The 14782-nt window shown below is 37.3% G+C and carries 16 protein-coding genes, 1 tRNA gene, 1 other RNA gene and 1 other annotated feature; of the genes, 14 read left to right on the top strand and 4 right to left on the bottom strand.

What is annotated here, in order from left to right:
* Positions 1–44: 44 nt before the first annotated feature.
* On the bottom strand, positions 45–1046 hold the full coding sequence (locus B5P40_RS31655) for a YaaC family protein (protein ID WP_113710512.1): 1002 nt from the start codon (positions 1044–1046) through the stop codon (positions 45–47).
* Positions 1047–1161: 115 nt separating this feature from the next.
* On the opposite strand from B5P40_RS31655, the gene guaB reads away from it, so the two are divergent.
* From guaB to B5P40_RS31690, 7 genes are all read left to right on the top strand, one after another.
* Complete coding sequence (gene guaB / locus B5P40_RS31660; protein WP_088031264.1) at positions 1162–2625, top strand: IMP dehydrogenase; 1464 nt, start codon at positions 1162–1164, stop codon at positions 2623–2625.
* A 113-nt stretch (positions 2626–2738) separates the two neighbouring features.
* Positions 2739–4049, top strand: coding sequence for a D-alanyl-D-alanine carboxypeptidase family protein (locus tag B5P40_RS31665; protein WP_142936383.1), 1311 nt, complete (start codon positions 2739–2741; stop codon positions 4047–4049).
* Between the two features lie 159 nt (positions 4050–4208).
* Positions 4209–5096, top strand: a complete 888-nt coding sequence (pdxS, locus tag B5P40_RS31670; RefSeq protein ID WP_113710514.1) for a pyridoxal 5'-phosphate synthase lyase subunit PdxS — start codon at positions 4209–4211, stop codon at positions 5094–5096.
* A gap of 18 nt (positions 5097–5114) precedes the next feature.
* Entirely contained in the window at positions 5115–5705 is a 591-nt protein-coding gene (gene pdxT, locus B5P40_RS31675; protein ID WP_002009616.1) for a pyridoxal 5'-phosphate synthase glutaminase subunit PdxT, read from the top strand.
* Positions 5706–5759: 54 nt separating this feature from the next.
* Positions 5760–5980: a binding site (T-box leader), on the top strand.
* Between the two features lie 51 nt (positions 5981–6031).
* The gene (serS, locus tag B5P40_RS31680) at positions 6032–7306 is read left to right on the top strand and encodes a serine--tRNA ligase (protein WP_088031262.1); all 1275 of its coding nucleotides are present in this window, start codon (positions 6032–6034) and stop codon (positions 7304–7306) included.
* A 154-nt stretch (positions 7307–7460) separates the two neighbouring features.
* Positions 7461–7553, top strand: a tRNA-Ser gene (locus B5P40_RS31685).
* 166 nt (positions 7554–7719) lie between these two features.
* Complete coding sequence (locus tag B5P40_RS31690; protein WP_002029297.1) at positions 7720–8115, top strand: sigma factor-like helix-turn-helix DNA-binding protein; 396 nt, start codon at positions 7720–7722, stop codon at positions 8113–8115.
* Between the two features lie 35 nt (positions 8116–8150).
* Here the strand turns inward: B5P40_RS31690 and B5P40_RS31695 are convergent, their stop codons facing one another.
* From B5P40_RS31695 to B5P40_RS31705, 3 genes are all read right to left on the bottom strand, one after another.
* Positions 8151–8819 carry a deoxynucleoside kinase gene (locus B5P40_RS31695; protein WP_002009620.1) on the bottom strand — a complete coding sequence of 223 codons (669 nt, stop codon included), beginning with the start codon at positions 8817–8819 and terminating at the stop codon, positions 8151–8153.
* 2 nt (positions 8820–8821) lie between these two features.
* A complete protein-coding gene (locus tag B5P40_RS31700; protein WP_002009621.1) occupies positions 8822–9457 on the bottom strand; it encodes a deoxynucleoside kinase in 636 nt (211 codons plus the stop codon).
* Positions 9458–9580: 123 nt separating this feature from the next.
* Complete coding sequence (locus tag B5P40_RS31705; RefSeq protein ID WP_002130738.1) at positions 9581–10120, bottom strand: cysteine hydrolase family protein; 540 nt, start codon at positions 10118–10120, stop codon at positions 9581–9583.
* Between the two features lie 106 nt (positions 10121–10226).
* Between B5P40_RS31705 and tadA the strand changes: the two genes are divergently transcribed.
* The 7 genes from tadA to B5P40_RS31740 all read left to right on the top strand — a co-directional run bounded on the left by tadA (position 10227) and on the right by B5P40_RS31740 (position 14616).
* Entirely contained in the window at positions 10227–10721 is a 495-nt protein-coding gene (gene tadA / locus B5P40_RS31710; protein WP_002063356.1) for a tRNA adenosine(34) deaminase TadA, read from the top strand.
* A 78-nt stretch (positions 10722–10799) separates the two neighbouring features.
* An RNA gene (gene ffs, locus B5P40_RS31715) (signal recognition particle sRNA large type) lies at positions 10800–11064 on the top strand.
* A 132-nt stretch (positions 11065–11196) separates the two neighbouring features.
* A complete protein-coding gene (gene dnaX / locus B5P40_RS31720; protein ID WP_113710515.1) occupies positions 11197–12885 on the top strand; it encodes a DNA polymerase III subunit gamma/tau in 1689 nt (562 codons plus the stop codon).
* Positions 12886–12910: 25 nt separating this feature from the next.
* Positions 12911–13237, top strand: coding sequence for a YbaB/EbfC family nucleoid-associated protein (locus tag B5P40_RS31725; RefSeq protein ID WP_170935248.1), 327 nt, complete (start codon positions 12911–12913; stop codon positions 13235–13237).
* Positions 13238–13251: 14 nt separating this feature from the next.
* Entirely contained in the window at positions 13252–13848 is a 597-nt protein-coding gene (gene recR, locus B5P40_RS31730; protein WP_002009629.1) for a recombination protein RecR, read from the top strand.
* Between the two features lie 14 nt (positions 13849–13862).
* On the top strand, positions 13863–14084 hold the full coding sequence (locus B5P40_RS31735; protein ID WP_002009631.1) for a YaaL family protein: 222 nt from the start codon (positions 13863–13865) through the stop codon (positions 14082–14084).
* A 262-nt stretch (positions 14085–14346) separates the two neighbouring features.
* Entirely contained in the window at positions 14347–14616 is a 270-nt protein-coding gene (locus B5P40_RS31740) for a pro-sigmaK processing inhibitor BofA family protein (protein ID WP_002063354.1), read from the top strand.
* Positions 14617–14782: the final 166 nt, after the last annotated feature.

The raw sequence follows: 14782 nt of genomic DNA on the forward strand, positions 1-14782 counted from the left end.
TCGCCAAGCAAGATAAAAACACGAGTCATTTGACTCGTGTTTTTTTATTTCCCATGAAATAGGTTGGATTCCGTTAGTAAAAATGCTGAAATATAGTAAGGGATTTTTTGAGCAGAAATATTGAGAAATTGATAAATAAACGGATAATCTTCAGATCCATAGCTTCCAAGTAAGTCATACCACCAATCTGTTTCATACCTAGAAATCATACTTAAATTATAGAGCAATAAATAATGAACAAGAAGCTCAGGCAACACTGGCTTAGAGTTTCTAGGGTCAGTCGTAAGTGGTAAATAATAAGTGTCAGTAAGATACTCGTAGTATAAAGGTGTGCTATACATAGGATTCCATGATTGAATAGGTGCTGAAAAAAACACATTTAATTCATTGTTTTTCTCAGGTGCGTGTTGTATTGATAAATGCTTACAAGCTGTTTCGATGTAACGAGAAAATCTCTCTTTGGTCATATGTAGTCGATCTAGTATGTTGACTGAAAAAGAGAGTTCATTTTTATTTGTTGAATCAATTTTATATAATGTTGTTCCTTTTTGACTATAGCGAAATAAATGTTGTAATTCAGGGATTTTTCCCATTAGCTCTAACATATTAAACTTTTCTGTTTCTAAGTGTTTCATGTGAAACAGTTGTTCTGCCGCGTGAGTAAATAGGCCATTTTTCTGTATTTTCACTTCATCTTCTAAAAATTGATATCCTTGTTTTTTTCGTTTACGGGTTGTCACTCCATGTGCTAAAACGGTTGTTGATTCTGGATAGTTTGGATTAATAGTTAATAAACAGGCTTTAAAAAGTTGCCCCATCCCATAAAATAACAGCATTGGCTGAATGGAAAATGGCGCTGTTTTATATAATTCATAATAATTTTTACCGTGTTCTAAGTAATAAATAAATGGATAACAATTTTCAAAACTTTTTTTTTCGGCATCCTGAATCGAGGATTTTTCATAACAACGGGCAAGATAATGTTGTACGTTTTGAGATGAAAAGAAGAAACTTAACTGCTGCCAAGCACAAGGTGTATGATGCATATATTACGCTCCTTTTATTGTCTAAAAATTCTAACATATTTATACTTTCTTGACAGTATTTTAACCAATTGATAAGCTACTAATAATAATTTCTGGTATCATGGGGGGAACAATTATGTGGGAATCTAAATTTGTTAAAGAAGGTTTGACTTTTGATGATGTATTACTTGTACCAGCAAAATCAGATATATTACCAAGAGAAGTAAGTGTTAAAACAGTTTTATCTGAAAGCTTACAGTTAAACATCCCGTTAATTAGTGCAGGAATGGATACAGTAACAGAAGCCGATATGGCTATTGCAATGGCTCGTCAAGGCGGTTTAGGAATCATTCATAAGAATATGTCTATTGAGCATCAGGCAGAGCAAGTTGACAAAGTAAAGCGCTCTGAAAGCGGCGTTATTTCAGATCCATTCTTTTTAACTCCAGAACATCAAGTATATGATGCGGAACATCTTATGGGAAAATACCGCATCTCAGGTGTACCAGTTGTAAATAATTTAGATGAGCGAAAATTAGTTGGTATTATTACAAACCGTGATATGCGCTTCATCCAAGACTACTCAATCAAAATTTCTGACGTAATGACAAAAGAACAGTTAATTACAGCCCCAGTTGGTACTACACTAGGAGAAGCTGAAAAGATCCTACAAAAGTATAAAATTGAAAAGCTTCCTCTTGTTGATAATAGCGGTGTATTACAAGGGCTTATTACAATAAAAGATATTGAAAAAGTAATTGAATTTCCAAACTCTGCAAAGGATAAGCAAGGACGCTTATTGGTTGGAGCAGCAGTTGGTGTAACGGCTGATGCAATGCTTCGTATCGACGCATTAGTAAAAGCGAGTGTAGATGCAATTGTACTTGATACAGCTCATGGGCATTCTCAAGGTGTTATTGAAAAAGTAAAAGAAGTTCGCGCAAAATATCCAGAACTAAATATTATTGCTGGAAATGTTGCTACAGCTGAAGCAACAAAAGCATTAATTGAAGCTGGTGCAAATGTAGTTAAAGTTGGTATTGGACCAGGATCTATTTGTACAACGCGTGTTGTAGCTGGAGTTGGTGTACCACAATTAACAGCAGTTTATGATTGTGCAACTGAAGCCCGTAAATACGGCATTCCAGTTATTGCAGATGGCGGTGTTAAGTACTCTGGTGATATGGTTAAAGCTTTAGCAGCAGGAGCACACGTTGTTATGCTAGGTAGTATGTTCGCTGGTGTAGCTGAAAGCCCTGGAGAAACTGAAATTTACCAGGGTCGTCAATTTAAAGTATATCGTGGTATGGGTTCTGTTGGAGCAATGGAAAAAGGAAGTAAAGATCGCTACTTCCAAGAAGGAAACAAAAAACTTGTTCCAGAAGGTATTGAAGGACGAGTACCATATAAAGGACCTTTAGCAGATACAGTTCATCAATTAGTTGGTGGATTACGTGCAGGTATGGGATACTGCGGAGCACAGGATTTAGAATTCTTACGTGAGAATGCGCAGTTCATTCGTATGTCGGGTGCCGGTTTACGTGAAAGCCACCCTCATCACGTACAGATTACAAAAGAGGCTCCAAACTACTCATTATAATGTCTTATATGTAAATAGACGGAGATTTGATATCTCTGTCTATTTTTTTTTGATTATGTTAGAATAACGGTTATGTGAGTACATAGATATTGGGGGTAGCAAAAGTGAAAGGTATGTTTTGCAAAAGATTCATTGCGTTGGTAACAGTGCTTACAATAGCTTGTGGCATGCTTGTACCATATAGCAATGCATCAGCAGAAACAGGAGCCGCTTTAAACATTGAAGCAGGTGCGGCAATTTTAGTAGAAGCGAATTCTGGAAAGATTTTATATCAAAAAAATGCAGATGAGTTATTATCAATTGCTAGTATGACAAAAATGATGAGTGAATACCTAGTGAACGAGGCTGTTGCGAAAGGGAAACTAAAATGGGATCAAAAAGTTAAGGTTTCCGAATATGCGTATAACATTTCGCAAGATCGTTCATTATCGAATGTGCCTCTACGAAACGGTGAGTCTTATACAGTAAAAGAGCTATACGAAGCAATGGCGATTTATTCTGCTAATGGTGCAACAATAGCGTTAGCTGAAGCAGTTGCTGGAAAAGAAGTAGACTTTGTAAAAATGATGAATGATAAATCGAAAGAGTTTGGATTAAGAAATTATAAGTTTGTAAATTCTACGGGTTTAACGAACAAAGATTTAAAAGGACACCATCCTGAAGGGACAACTCCAGATGAAGAAAATAAAATGTCTGCGAGAGATGTAGCAATTTTAGCACAACGTCTTATTCAAGATTTCCCTAAAACATTAGACATAGCAAAAATTTCAAAAAAAGTATTCCGTGAAGGTACTACGGATCGGATCGAAATGCCTAACTGGAACTGGATGTTAAAAGGGTTAATTAAGGAATATGAAGGCGTAGATGGCCTGAAAACAGGATCAACTCCAGAAGCAGGAGATTGTTTTACTGGTACGATTGAAAGAAATGGTATGCGTTTCATTTCTGTAGTTATTAAAACAAAATCTCATACAGCAAGATTTGATGAGACAAAGAAATTATATGATTATGGCTTTGCTAACTTTGAAATGAAGAAAATGTATGAAAAAGGTTCTTCGGTTAAAGGAAAAGAGACAGTAAGAGTTGAAAATGCGAAAGATAAAGATGTAGCAGTTCAAACGAAGCAAGCTGTTTCACTTCCGGTGCCAAAGGGAAGTAAAGACATTTATAAAACAGAATTTAAAGAAGGCAATAAGGGACAAGAAGCACCTCTGAAAAAGGGAGTTGCACTTGGCCAAATGGTTGTAACGTCTAAAGATAGTAATGATCCTGGATTTTTATCAGGAAAATCATTACAAGTAGACCTTGTAACAAAATCTGAAGTAGAAGAGGCAGGCTGGTTTACACGTTCTATGCGCGGAATTGGTTCTTTCTTTAGTGGTATGTGGAATGGTGCTGTTGATACAGTAAAAGGTTGGTTTTAAAAGCTCCTCATTGTAGGAGCTTTTTCTTATTCCTATTTTTCATACCGACTTTATGAAAAAGTAGTGGACAAGCATCAGATAGTTAGTGGTAGAATGTAAGAGTATTCTTAATTTTCTTCTTTAACGGGGAAAGCAATTCACCTAGGGGGGTTTTTGTACATGACAAATGTAACAGGGACAGAACGTGTAAAACGTGGAATGGCAGAAATGCAAAAAGGCGGCGTTATTATGGACGTAGTTAACGCTGAGCAAGCAAGGATTGCAGAAGAGGCAGGCGCAGTTGCTGTTATGGCATTAGAGCGTGTACCTGCAGATATTCGTGCAGCAGGTGGCGTTTCTCGTATGGCAGATCCAACAATTGTTGAAGAAGTTATGGGTGCTGTATCAATTCCGGTTATGGCAAAATGTCGTATCGGTCACCTTGTAGAAGCACGTGTATTAGAATCATTAGGGGTAGACTATATCGATGAGAGTGAAGTATTGACTCCTGCTGATGAAGTATACCATTTAAATAAACGTGATTACACAGTTCCGTTTGTATGTGGTTGCCGCGATATCGGAGAAGCTGCACGTCGTATTGCAGAAGGTGCAGCTATGCTTCGTACAAAAGGTGAACCTGGAACAGGAAACATTGTAGAGGCAGTGCGTCATATGCGCCAAGTCAATGCAGAAATCCGTCAAGTTGCAAGTCTACGTGAAGATGAGGTAATGACATATGCAAAAAATACTGGTGCTCCTTATGAAGTACTACTTGAAATTAAACGCCTTGGTCGCCTGCCAGTTGTAAACTTTGCAGCAGGTGGTGTAGCAACGCCAGCAGATGCAGCGTTAATGATGCAACTTGGTGCTGATGGTGTATTTGTTGGATCTGGTATCTTCAAATCAGAGAACCCAGAGAAATTTGCACGTGCAATCGTTGAAGCAACGACTCATTATGAAGATTACGAACTAATTGCAAGCCTTTCTAAAGGATTAGGTAATGCAATGAAAGGTATCGAAATTTCAACGTTATTACCAGAACAACGCATGCAAGAGCGTGGATGGTAATTAAAGGAGATCTTTAAAATGGTGAAAATCGGTGTACTAGGTCTTCAAGGTGCAGTTCGTGAGCATGTAAAATCAGTTGAGGCAAGTGGTGCAGAAGCTGTTGTTGTAAAGCGTATAGAGCAACTTGAAGAGATTGATGGTCTTATTTTACCAGGCGGTGAAAGTACAACAATGCGCCGTCTTATTGATAAGTATGCTTTCATGGAGCCTCTTCGTACATTTGCGAAGTCTGGTAAACCAATGTTTGGTACATGTGCAGGAATGATTCTTCTTGCGAAAACACTTATTGGCTATGAAGAAGCACATATTGGTGCTATGGATATTACGGTTGAGCGCAATGCGTTCGGACGCCAAAAAGATAGTTTTGAAGCTGCACTTTCAATTAAAGGTGTGGGAGAAGACTTTGTTGGTGTATTTATCCGTGCTCCGTATGTTGTAAATGTAGCTGATGATGTTGAAGTACTTTCTATGCATGGCGAGCGAATGGTAGCGGTAAGGCAAGGGCCGTTTTTAGCTGCTTCTTTCCATCCGGAATTAACGGATGATCATCGTGTAACAGCATACTTTGTAGAAATGGTAAAAGAAGCGAAAATGAAAAAAGTTGTATAAGTAACTTGCAACTTGTATAAGATTATAGTAAATTGATGATAACAATTTTATAAAATAAGCGTGTTGATAGGAAGTAGTAACAAATGTTGTTTCTTATAGAGAGTCGATGGTTGGTGGAAATCGATAGAAACAGTTTGTGAATCCATCCTGGAATGGAATGTGGAATATCTTTTGATTAGTAAACATTCCCGGTGAAGAGCCGTTATTTCTACTTGAGAGGAAAGCGGTAATGCTTTCAACTAGGGTGGCAACGCGGGTTAACTCCCGTCCCTTTGTATAGGGACGGGAGTTTTTTGTGTTTTATAAAATAAAAGGAGGAGTATATAATGCTTGATATTAAATTTTTACGTACGAATTTTGAAGAAGTAAAAGCAAAATTACAGCATAGAGGCGAAGATTTAACGGATTTTGGTCGCTTTGAAGAACTTGATACGAGAAGAAGAGAGCTACTTGTTCAAACAGAAGAACTAAAAAGTAAACGTAACGAAGTATCTCAACAAATTTCAGTATTAAAGCGTGAAAAGAAAGATGCGGAAGCTCTAATTATAGAAATGCGTGAAGTTGGGGAAAAAGTAAAAGATCTTGATAATGAGCTTCGTACAGTTGAAGAAGATTTAGAAAGATTAATGCTATCTATCCCAAATATCCCTCATGAATCTGCCCCAATAGGCGAAACAGAGGATGATAACGTAGTAGCACGTACTTGGGGAGAAGTGAAAGAATTTACTTATGAGCCAAAACCACATTGGGACCTTGCTACTGATTTAGGGATTTTAGATTTTGAACGTGCTGGGAAAGTAACAGGAAGCCGATTTGTATTTTACAAAGGTGCTGGTGCAAGATTAGAACGTGCTTTGATTAGCTTTATGCTTGACCTTCATACTGATGAGCATGGATATGAGGAAGTATTGCCTCCTTATATGGTAAACCGTGCAAGTATGACAGGAACAGGACAACTTCCGAAGTTTGAAGAAGATGCATTCCGTATTGAAAGTGAAGATTATTTCCTAATCCCAACAGCTGAAGTACCTGTAACGAATATGCATCGTGATGAGATTGTGAGTAAAGAGCAATTGCCGATACGATATGCTGCGTTTAGCTCATGCTTCCGTTCTGAAGCAGGTTCAGCTGGTCGTGATACACGTGGTTTAATTCGCCAACACCAATTTAATAAAGTTGAACTTGTGAAGTTCGTGAAACCAGAAGATTCTTACGAAGAGTTAGAAAAATTAACAAATGATGCAGAGCGCGTGTTACAATTATTAGAGTTGCCATATCGCGTTATGAGCATGTGTACAGGAGATTTAGGATTTACAGCAGCGAAGAAATACGATATTGAAGTATGGATTCCAAGCTATGGTACATATCGTGAAATTTCTTCTTGTAGTAATTTTGAGGCATTCCAAGCGAGACGCGCGAATATCCGTTTCCGTCGTGAGCCAAATGGCAAACCGGAACATGTTCATACACTAAATGGATCTGGTCTTGCAATTGGACGTACAGTGGCAGCTATTTTAGAGAACTACCAACAAGAAGATGGTACAATTATAATTCCAGAAGTTCTTCGCCCTTATATGGGAGGAAAAACAGTTATTAAATAAGTTAAAACATTCATCGGTATGAGTGATTGGTAATTATGGACGTTGTCAGCAGTGTCATAAAGGAGAGGGGAAGTAAAATTTTCCTTTCCTCATAATTTATTATAGTAGGGTTGACTAACTGTTTTTCTTTTGATATTATATTTGATGTCAATATGGAGGTATACCCAAGTCTGGCTGAAGGGATCGGTCTTGAAAACCGACAGGCGGCGAGAGTCGCGCGGGGGTTCGAATCCCTCTACCTCCTCCAGATATAATTGACAACAGCGCATATAAGTGGAGATTGGAGAACTCGTTACCAACACGTAACGAGTTTTTATTTTAAAACCAATCATAAAGTATGATGTAAGGATATAGTGTCCTTATTACACACTCATATTCCGATGATTATCTTCATAGATATGAAAGGAGTTAACATGGATCTTATTATACAAACGTTTCCTTTAGATGGAAAAACTTTATATTATGTACAATGTCCTGTCTGTAAGAACAATAGAATTTTAAACAGTGGTGCAAATGTGTCGCGCATTATAAGTGATGATACATTCCGTAAACTTTGTGGTTGCACTTGTGATGTAAAACAGGTTGCAAAAAAAGTAGAGGTACCAAAAGAAGCTGAAAAACCAGCTGTGCAAAAAGAAGTAACTCCAAAACGTACAGGGAAATTACTAACAGCAGTAATTAATGGGAAAGAATTGACTGTTAAAGAGATTGCTGAAACATATGATATTAGTACGAGTACTGTTCGTCAGCGTATTAATGCTGGAAAGCCAGAGAGTGAAATTATTGCTCCGACAAAAAAGAAAAAGTAATTTCATAGGAAAACCCGTGCATATGCACGGGTTTTTTATTTTACAAGTTTACGTGTTTGTTTTAAAAAATGTCCAATTTTTTTAATGATTGGTTCGATTGAATCGCCATCTTTTAAAATATCGTATTCATTAATGTTTAATCGTAAAACAGGGCATGAATTAAAGTTATTAATCCAGTTATCGTAACGTCCATGCATCTCTTTCCAATATTCAATTGGTGTTTGCTGCTCCATGGGACGTCCTCGTTCTTGAATACGATCGACAATATCATCAAAAGAACCTTCTAGGTAAATTAATAAGTCTGGATGAGGGAAGTAAGGAGTCATGACCATAGCATCAAATAAACCTTTGTATGTTTCATAATCAGTTTCAGTCATTGTACCCTTTTCGTAATGCATTTTTGCGAAAATACCAGTGTCCTCATAGATAGAACGGTCTTGAACAAAACCGCCACCATATTCGAAAATTCTTTTTTGTTCTTTAAATCGTTCTGCTAAAAAGTACACTTGTAAGTGAAAGCTCCAGCGTGTGAAATCGGCATAGAACTTGTCCAAATATGGGTTGGAATCTACTTTTTCAAAAGATGTACGATAACCTAAAGCATTAGCCAATGCAGTTGTCATAGTTGATTTACCGACACCTACTGTCCCAGCAATAGTGATAACTGCATCATTTGGTATATCATATTTTTGCCTTAAATTCATTGTTATTTCGACTCCTTCAAGAGAGTATTTTGAAGAGCTGATAAGATGACATTTAAATCATCAGGATTTCTTACAAAATCCATATCGTCTCCATTAAATTTCAATACTGGAATATCTGGATGGTCCTTTTTGAAAGCATCCATTGCTGTTTCGTAATCTTTTGTAAGCTGTAGCAAGTAATTTGGATCCATATTTTTTTCGAATTCTCTTCCGCGCATGGCAATTCGTTTTTGTAATGTTTCTAGGCTCGCTGTTAAATAAACGATGACATTTGGCACAGGCATATCTTGCGTAAGAATGCGATAAATTTGCATGTACTTGTCATATTGAGAATCTTTTAATGTACGGGATGCAAAAATTAAATTTTTAAATATATGATAATCTGCTACTACAGGCTTTCTTTGATTCAAATACTTTATGTTAATATCCTCTAGTTGTTTGTATCTATTACAAAGAAAGAACATCTCTGTTTGAAAACTCCATTCGTCGATGTCTTCGTAGAATTTTCCTAAAAAAGGATTTTCATCAACAATCTCTTTTAGTAAGTGGAGTTGCATGTGAGTTGAAAGTTCCTTCGCAAGTGAAGTTTTTCCAACACCAATTGGTCCTTCAACCGTGATAAATGGTACTCCGGTCACGCTGTTTCCTCCTTTCAATCAGTGATTTACCGTGACTACTAAAAACACAAAACAGAATTATTGTAGCACAAGAGGGGAGCGAGCGGACTAATTTGATATAAAAAGTTAGAAAATAGATATGTATTAATTAAATTTTATTTGGGATGACGGTACAATATTTGCCTTTAATGTGGCTTCCATTATTTTTAAAGCATGTTCATTATCTTGCTCGTTATTAGAAGCGATGCAATCCCGTGGTACATAAAGTGTATAATTTCTCATATGGGCATCATTAGCTGTAAAAAGGATGCATATGTTCCCGGCAATTCCTGTTAAAATGAGATTTTCGATTTTTAAATAACCTAATAAAGAATTCAAAGGTGTTTCATAAAAAGCAGAGTAATGTGGTTTAATAAAAATGTAATCGTCAGTATGCGGAGCAATGGCCTCGATAATATTTTTACTATACTCATTTGTACAATGGGTGATAAGTTGATCAATATCAGATCTCCAAAGTTGATAGTGATCATTGACATAAATTATTGGATAGCCCAATGATTTCATGGTGTCCTTTAATTGTAAAATGGGGTTCTTTATAATTTCACATTTCTGTGCCAGGATGGGTCCGTGGGAGAATTGAAAATCATTAATCATATCGATAATGAGTAAGGCAGTATTTTTCATATGTAATTCCCTCTCTTTCTTCTTTAGGTTGGATTGAATTTGTAAAAGTTATCCCACCTGCAAGAAATGAAAAAGTGTATTTTATTTTTGGTGAAAGGACTATATTATGGAGCGAGATATATATTTTATGCAGTTAGCAATAGAGGAAGCGAAGAAGGCGGAGGCGATACAAGAGGTACCAATTGGTGCTGTAATTGTGCTAGATGGTGAAGTGATTAGTGTCGCACATAACTTAAGAGAAACTGAACAGAGATCAATAGCTCACGCCGAACTCTTAGCTATTGATGAAGCTTGCAAAAAATTAGGGACATGGCGTTTAGAAGATGCAACGTTATATGTAACATTAGAACCTTGCCCAATGTGTGCAGGGGGAATTGTTTTATCGCGTATAAAACGGGTTGTATATGGTGCGAGCGATCCGAAAGGTGGATGTGCAGGTACGTTGATGAATCTTTTAACTGATGAGCGTTTTAATCATCAGTGTGAAGTAGTGGCTGGTGTACTTGAAGAGGAATGTGGTACGTTGTTAACGATTTTTTTTAGGGAGCTTCGTAAGAAAAGAAAAGAAGTGAAAAAACTAGAGAAAAGTAATGGTAACTAACGTATTTGCATTTTGTAAAAAAACAAGTTATACTGATAATGCCTTATCCAAGGCAACCGAATATTGGTTTTAACTTTGCCGTGCTAAGCGGGGAGGTAGCGGTGCCCTATACTCGCAATCCGCTCTAGCGAGGCTGAATCCCTTCTCGAGGTTATGTTGCTGTAAGGTCTGCCTTAAGTAAGTGGTGTTGACGTTTGGGTCCTGCGCAACGGGACCCCGTGAACCTTGTCAGGTCCGGAAGGAAGCAGCAATAAGCGGGTTTTCTCGTGTGCCGCAGGAGTGCCTGAACCGAGCTAACTGCTTGAGTAACGCTTATGGTACGTAATCGACAGAAGGTGCACGGCAGTTATATATGTATACAAAACTCACCTTTATATAAAGGTGAGTTTTTTGTATGGAAAATAACTTTTGGAATCTATAAACAGAATGGGTTATAATAAATAAGATAATAACCTTTGAGGGAGGCCGTATTTTCGTGTCATACCAAGCGTTATACCGAACATGGAGACCGCAAAAATTCGAAGATGTAGTCGGTCAAAAGCACGTGACAAAAACGTTGCAAAATGCCCTTCTTCAAGAGAAAGCTTCACATGCTTATTTGTTTTCGGGTCCCAGGGGAACAGGGAAAACGACAATTGCAAAAGTATTTGCAAAGGCAATTAACTGTGAACACGCCCCGGTAGCTGAACCTTGTAATGAATGTCCTTCTTGTTTAGGAATTACACAAGGGTCTATTTCAGATGTATTAGAAATTGATGCGGCTTCAAATAACGGTGTAGATGAAATACGAGATATAAGAGATAAAGTAAAATATGCTCCAAGTGCTGTAGGATATAAAGTATACATTATTGATGAAGTTCACATGCTTTCTATGGGTGCCTTTAATGCGCTTTTGAAAACTTTAGAAGAGCCGCCAGGACATGTTATTTTTATTCTGGCGACAACAGAACCGCATAAAATTCCAGCTACAATTATTTCGCGTTGTCAGCGTTTTGAGTTTCGAAAGATATCAGTAAATGATATCGTTGAGAGATTATCGACGGTCGTGACAAATGAAGGTACGCAAGTAGAAGATCAAGCGTTACAAATCGTAGCGCGTGCCGCCGAAGGTGGTATGCGTGATGCGCTCAGTCTTATTGATCAAGCTATTTCTTATAGTGATGAGACGGTGACGAGTGAAGATGTTTTAGCTGTAACAGGATCTGTATCTCAGCGATATTTGGGTGACCTGGTAGAATGTATACGTGAAAATGATGTATCAAGAGCGTTACGTATTATAGATGAGATGATGAGTAAAGGGAAAGATCCAGTTCGCTTTATGGAGGATTTCATTTACTACTATCGTGATATGCTTTTATATCAAACTTCACCACAATTAGAACATATGTTGGAACGGGTAATTGTAGATGATCAATTCCGTACGTTAAGTGAAGAAATGCAACCGGAAGTAATCTATGAAATTATTCATACCCTTAGTAAGGGACAACAGGAGATGAAGTGGACAAACCATCCAAGAATATTCTTGGAAGTTGTTATGGTGCAACTGTGTCAGCAGTTTATGATGCAAGCAAACGGCGCAGATCGTTTACAAGCGATTATGAACAGGATGCAGCAGTTGGAGAAAGAGTTAGAGCAAGTTAAAAAGAATGGCGTGCCAGCTGGTGTGCAGCAGGAAGTAAGAGAGACGCGGGCAACACCAAAACCGGTACGAACAGGAAGTATGAAAATTCCTGTTGGACGTGTGAATGAAGTGTTAAAGCAAGCGAAGCGTCAAGATTTAGAACAGTTAAAAGCTGTATGGGGCGAATTATTAGGAAGGCTCAAGTCACATAACAAAGTAGCATTTGCTGTTTTATTAGAAAATAGTGAACCAGTTGCGGCTTCGGATGATACCTATGTGTTAGCATTTCAATATGAGATTCATTGCAAAATGGCTAGTGAAAATCGAGAAGCGATGGATACATTGGAACAAACCCTTTTTGAATTGTTAAGTAAAAGGTTAAATATGATTGCTATCCCAAAAAGTGAATGGGGTAAAATTCGTGAAGACTTTTTACAACGCGAAGGCGGGGATTCTGAAGAAAGCCCAGAACAAAAAGAAGATCCTCTTATAGAAGAGGCTGTAAAATTAGTAGGGCAAGAACTTATTGAAATAAAAGAGTAATAATAATGAGGAGGAATTAATTATGATGCGTGGCGGAATGGGAAATATGAATAATATGATGAAACAAATGCAAAAGATGCAAAAAGACATGGCGAAGGCGCAAGAAGAGCTTGGCGAAAAAACAGTTGAAGGTACAGCTGGCGGCGGAATGGTTACTGTTATTGCAAATGGTCATAAGCAAGTTCTTGAAGTGAAAATTAAAGAAGAAGTTGTAGATCCAGAAGATATCGAAATGTTACAAGACTTAGTATTAGCTGCAACGAATGATGCACTTAAAAAGGTTGATGAACTTTCAAACTCTACAATGGGCAAATTTACAAAAGGCATGAACTTACCAGGTGGAATGTTCTAGGAGGATATTGATATATGCATTATCCAGAACCGATATCAAAATTAATCGATAGTTTTATGAAGTTGCCAGGAATCGGACCGAAAACAGCGGTTCGATTGGCATTCTTCGTGTTAGATATGAAAGAGGATGATGTACTAGGTTTTGCGAAAGCACTTGTGAATGCAAAGCGAGATTTAGCGTATTGTTCTGTATGCGGACATATCACTGACCGCGATCCTTGTTATATTTGTGACGATTCGCATAGGGATCAATCGGTTGTTTGTGTAGTACAAGAGCCGAAAGATGTAATTGCGATGGAAAAAATGAAAGAATATCAAGGTGTATATCATGTTTTGCGCGGTGCCATTTCTCCAATGGAGGGAATTGGACCTGAGGATATTAATATCCCGCAGTTATTAAAGAGACTACAAGATGAAACAGTACAAGAAGTGATATTAGCAACAAACCCTAATATTGAAGGGGAAGCTACAGCGATGTACATATCCCGCCTCTTAAAGCCAACAGGGATTAAAGTAACTCGTATTGCACATGGTCTGCCAGTTGGTGGAGATTTAGAATATGCAGATGAAGTAACACTATCGAAAGCTTTAGAAGGCCGTAGAGAGATATAAGAGGAGAAGGGAAAATGTTCTTTCAAAAAAAGGGTAAGTTGCGTAAAGAGTATGACGATAAGTTAATTGTATTATTAGAAAAGGTAAAGAATGAATGGCTACGTCAGAAGAGACTGGTTGAACAAAGTGTTGAGCCGTCTCAAGATGTACTTTGTTCTTTAAAAATAGCAGAGGCGAAATATTTTTTCTTGTTAAAAGAAGCAAAACGTCGTCCTGTGAAAATGGAACAATGGTAAAAGGTCCTGCTTTTTAAAGCGGGACCTTTTGCTTTTTATCGATTTATTTGTGAGTAACAGGGCTACTTTATTTTTGGGATATAAAGAGGAGAAAGAAAAAGTGGGGATGGAATTAGTTGTATCTAATTGCTAGTGCTTAGAAGAAATATTACTGATTAAAGGTTATAAAGATGAAGTGGTAGGAGTTATGTTATAGATGTTCTTTTTTCTTGTCTTGTCCCATACAAATGGATATGTATAGGTCATTCATAAGGAGGAAAAAATGAATTCTACAATTATTATTGTTGGCATTCTTGCTTTGGTTTTTATTTTTCTTGTTTTTGGTGTTTCTGCTAAACCAATACGTTTTATAGGGAAAGCACTCTTTCATGTCACTTTAGGTATAGCGTTACTATTTATTGTGAATGTTGCAGGGACATATTTCGATTTTCATATTCCAATTAACATGGGGACAGCTACAGTATCAAGTTTATTAGGGGTGCCAGGTGTTGCTGCATTAGTGATTATTAAGCTATATATAATGCCAAGATAAATTTATTTTGGCATTTTTTAAAAAAGCGTTGACTTATCGATTAGTAATATGATAAATTAATAAGCGTCGTCAGGAACGAAAGAAAAAAGTTGTTGACAGATTCAAGTCAAAATGTTAAATTATAAAAGTCGCTGAAACGCGGCATTGAACTTTGAAAACTAAACGA

It is taken from the genome of Bacillus sp. SRB_8 (assembly GCF_003264205.1).
Lineage (GTDB): Bacteria > Bacillota > Bacilli > Bacillales > Bacillaceae_G > Bacillus_A > Bacillus_A mycoides.

Bases quoted from the DNA above. Each gene is read 5' to 3' on its own strand.
- B5P40_RS31655 (WP_113710512.1), bottom strand. From the start codon at position 1,046: ATGCATCATACACCTTGTGCTTGGCAGCAGTTAAGTTTCTTCTTTTCA.
- guaB (WP_088031264.1), top strand. From the start codon at position 1,162: ATGTGGGAATCTAAATTTGTTAAAGAAGGTTTGACTTTTGATGATGTA.
- B5P40_RS31665 (WP_142936383.1), top strand. From the start codon at position 2,739: ATGTTTTGCAAAAGATTCATTGCGTTGGTAACAGTGCTTACAATAGCT.
- pdxS (WP_113710514.1), top strand. From the start codon at position 4,209: ATGACAAATGTAACAGGGACAGAACGTGTAAAACGTGGAATGGCAGAA.
- pdxT (WP_002009616.1), top strand. From the start codon at position 5,115: ATGGTGAAAATCGGTGTACTAGGTCTTCAAGGTGCAGTTCGTGAGCAT.
- serS (WP_088031262.1), top strand. From the start codon at position 6,032: ATGCTTGATATTAAATTTTTACGTACGAATTTTGAAGAAGTAAAAGCA.
- B5P40_RS31690 (WP_002029297.1), top strand. From the start codon at position 7,720: ATGGATCTTATTATACAAACGTTTCCTTTAGATGGAAAAACTTTATAT.
- B5P40_RS31695 (WP_002009620.1), bottom strand. From the start codon at position 8,819: ATGAATTTAAGGCAAAAATATGATATACCAAATGATGCAGTTATCACT.
- B5P40_RS31705 (WP_002130738.1), bottom strand. From the start codon at position 10,120: ATGAAAAATACTGCCTTACTCATTATCGATATGATTAATGATTTTCAA.
- tadA (WP_002063356.1), top strand. From the start codon at position 10,227: ATGGAGCGAGATATATATTTTATGCAGTTAGCAATAGAGGAAGCGAAG.
- B5P40_RS31725 (WP_170935248.1), top strand. From the start codon at position 12,911: ATGCGTGGCGGAATGGGAAATATGAATAATATGATGAAACAAATGCAA.
- recR (WP_002009629.1), top strand. From the start codon at position 13,252: ATGCATTATCCAGAACCGATATCAAAATTAATCGATAGTTTTATGAAG.
- B5P40_RS31735 (WP_002009631.1), top strand. From the start codon at position 13,863: ATGTTCTTTCAAAAAAAGGGTAAGTTGCGTAAAGAGTATGACGATAAG.
- B5P40_RS31740 (WP_002063354.1), top strand. From the start codon at position 14,347: ATGAATTCTACAATTATTATTGTTGGCATTCTTGCTTTGGTTTTTATT.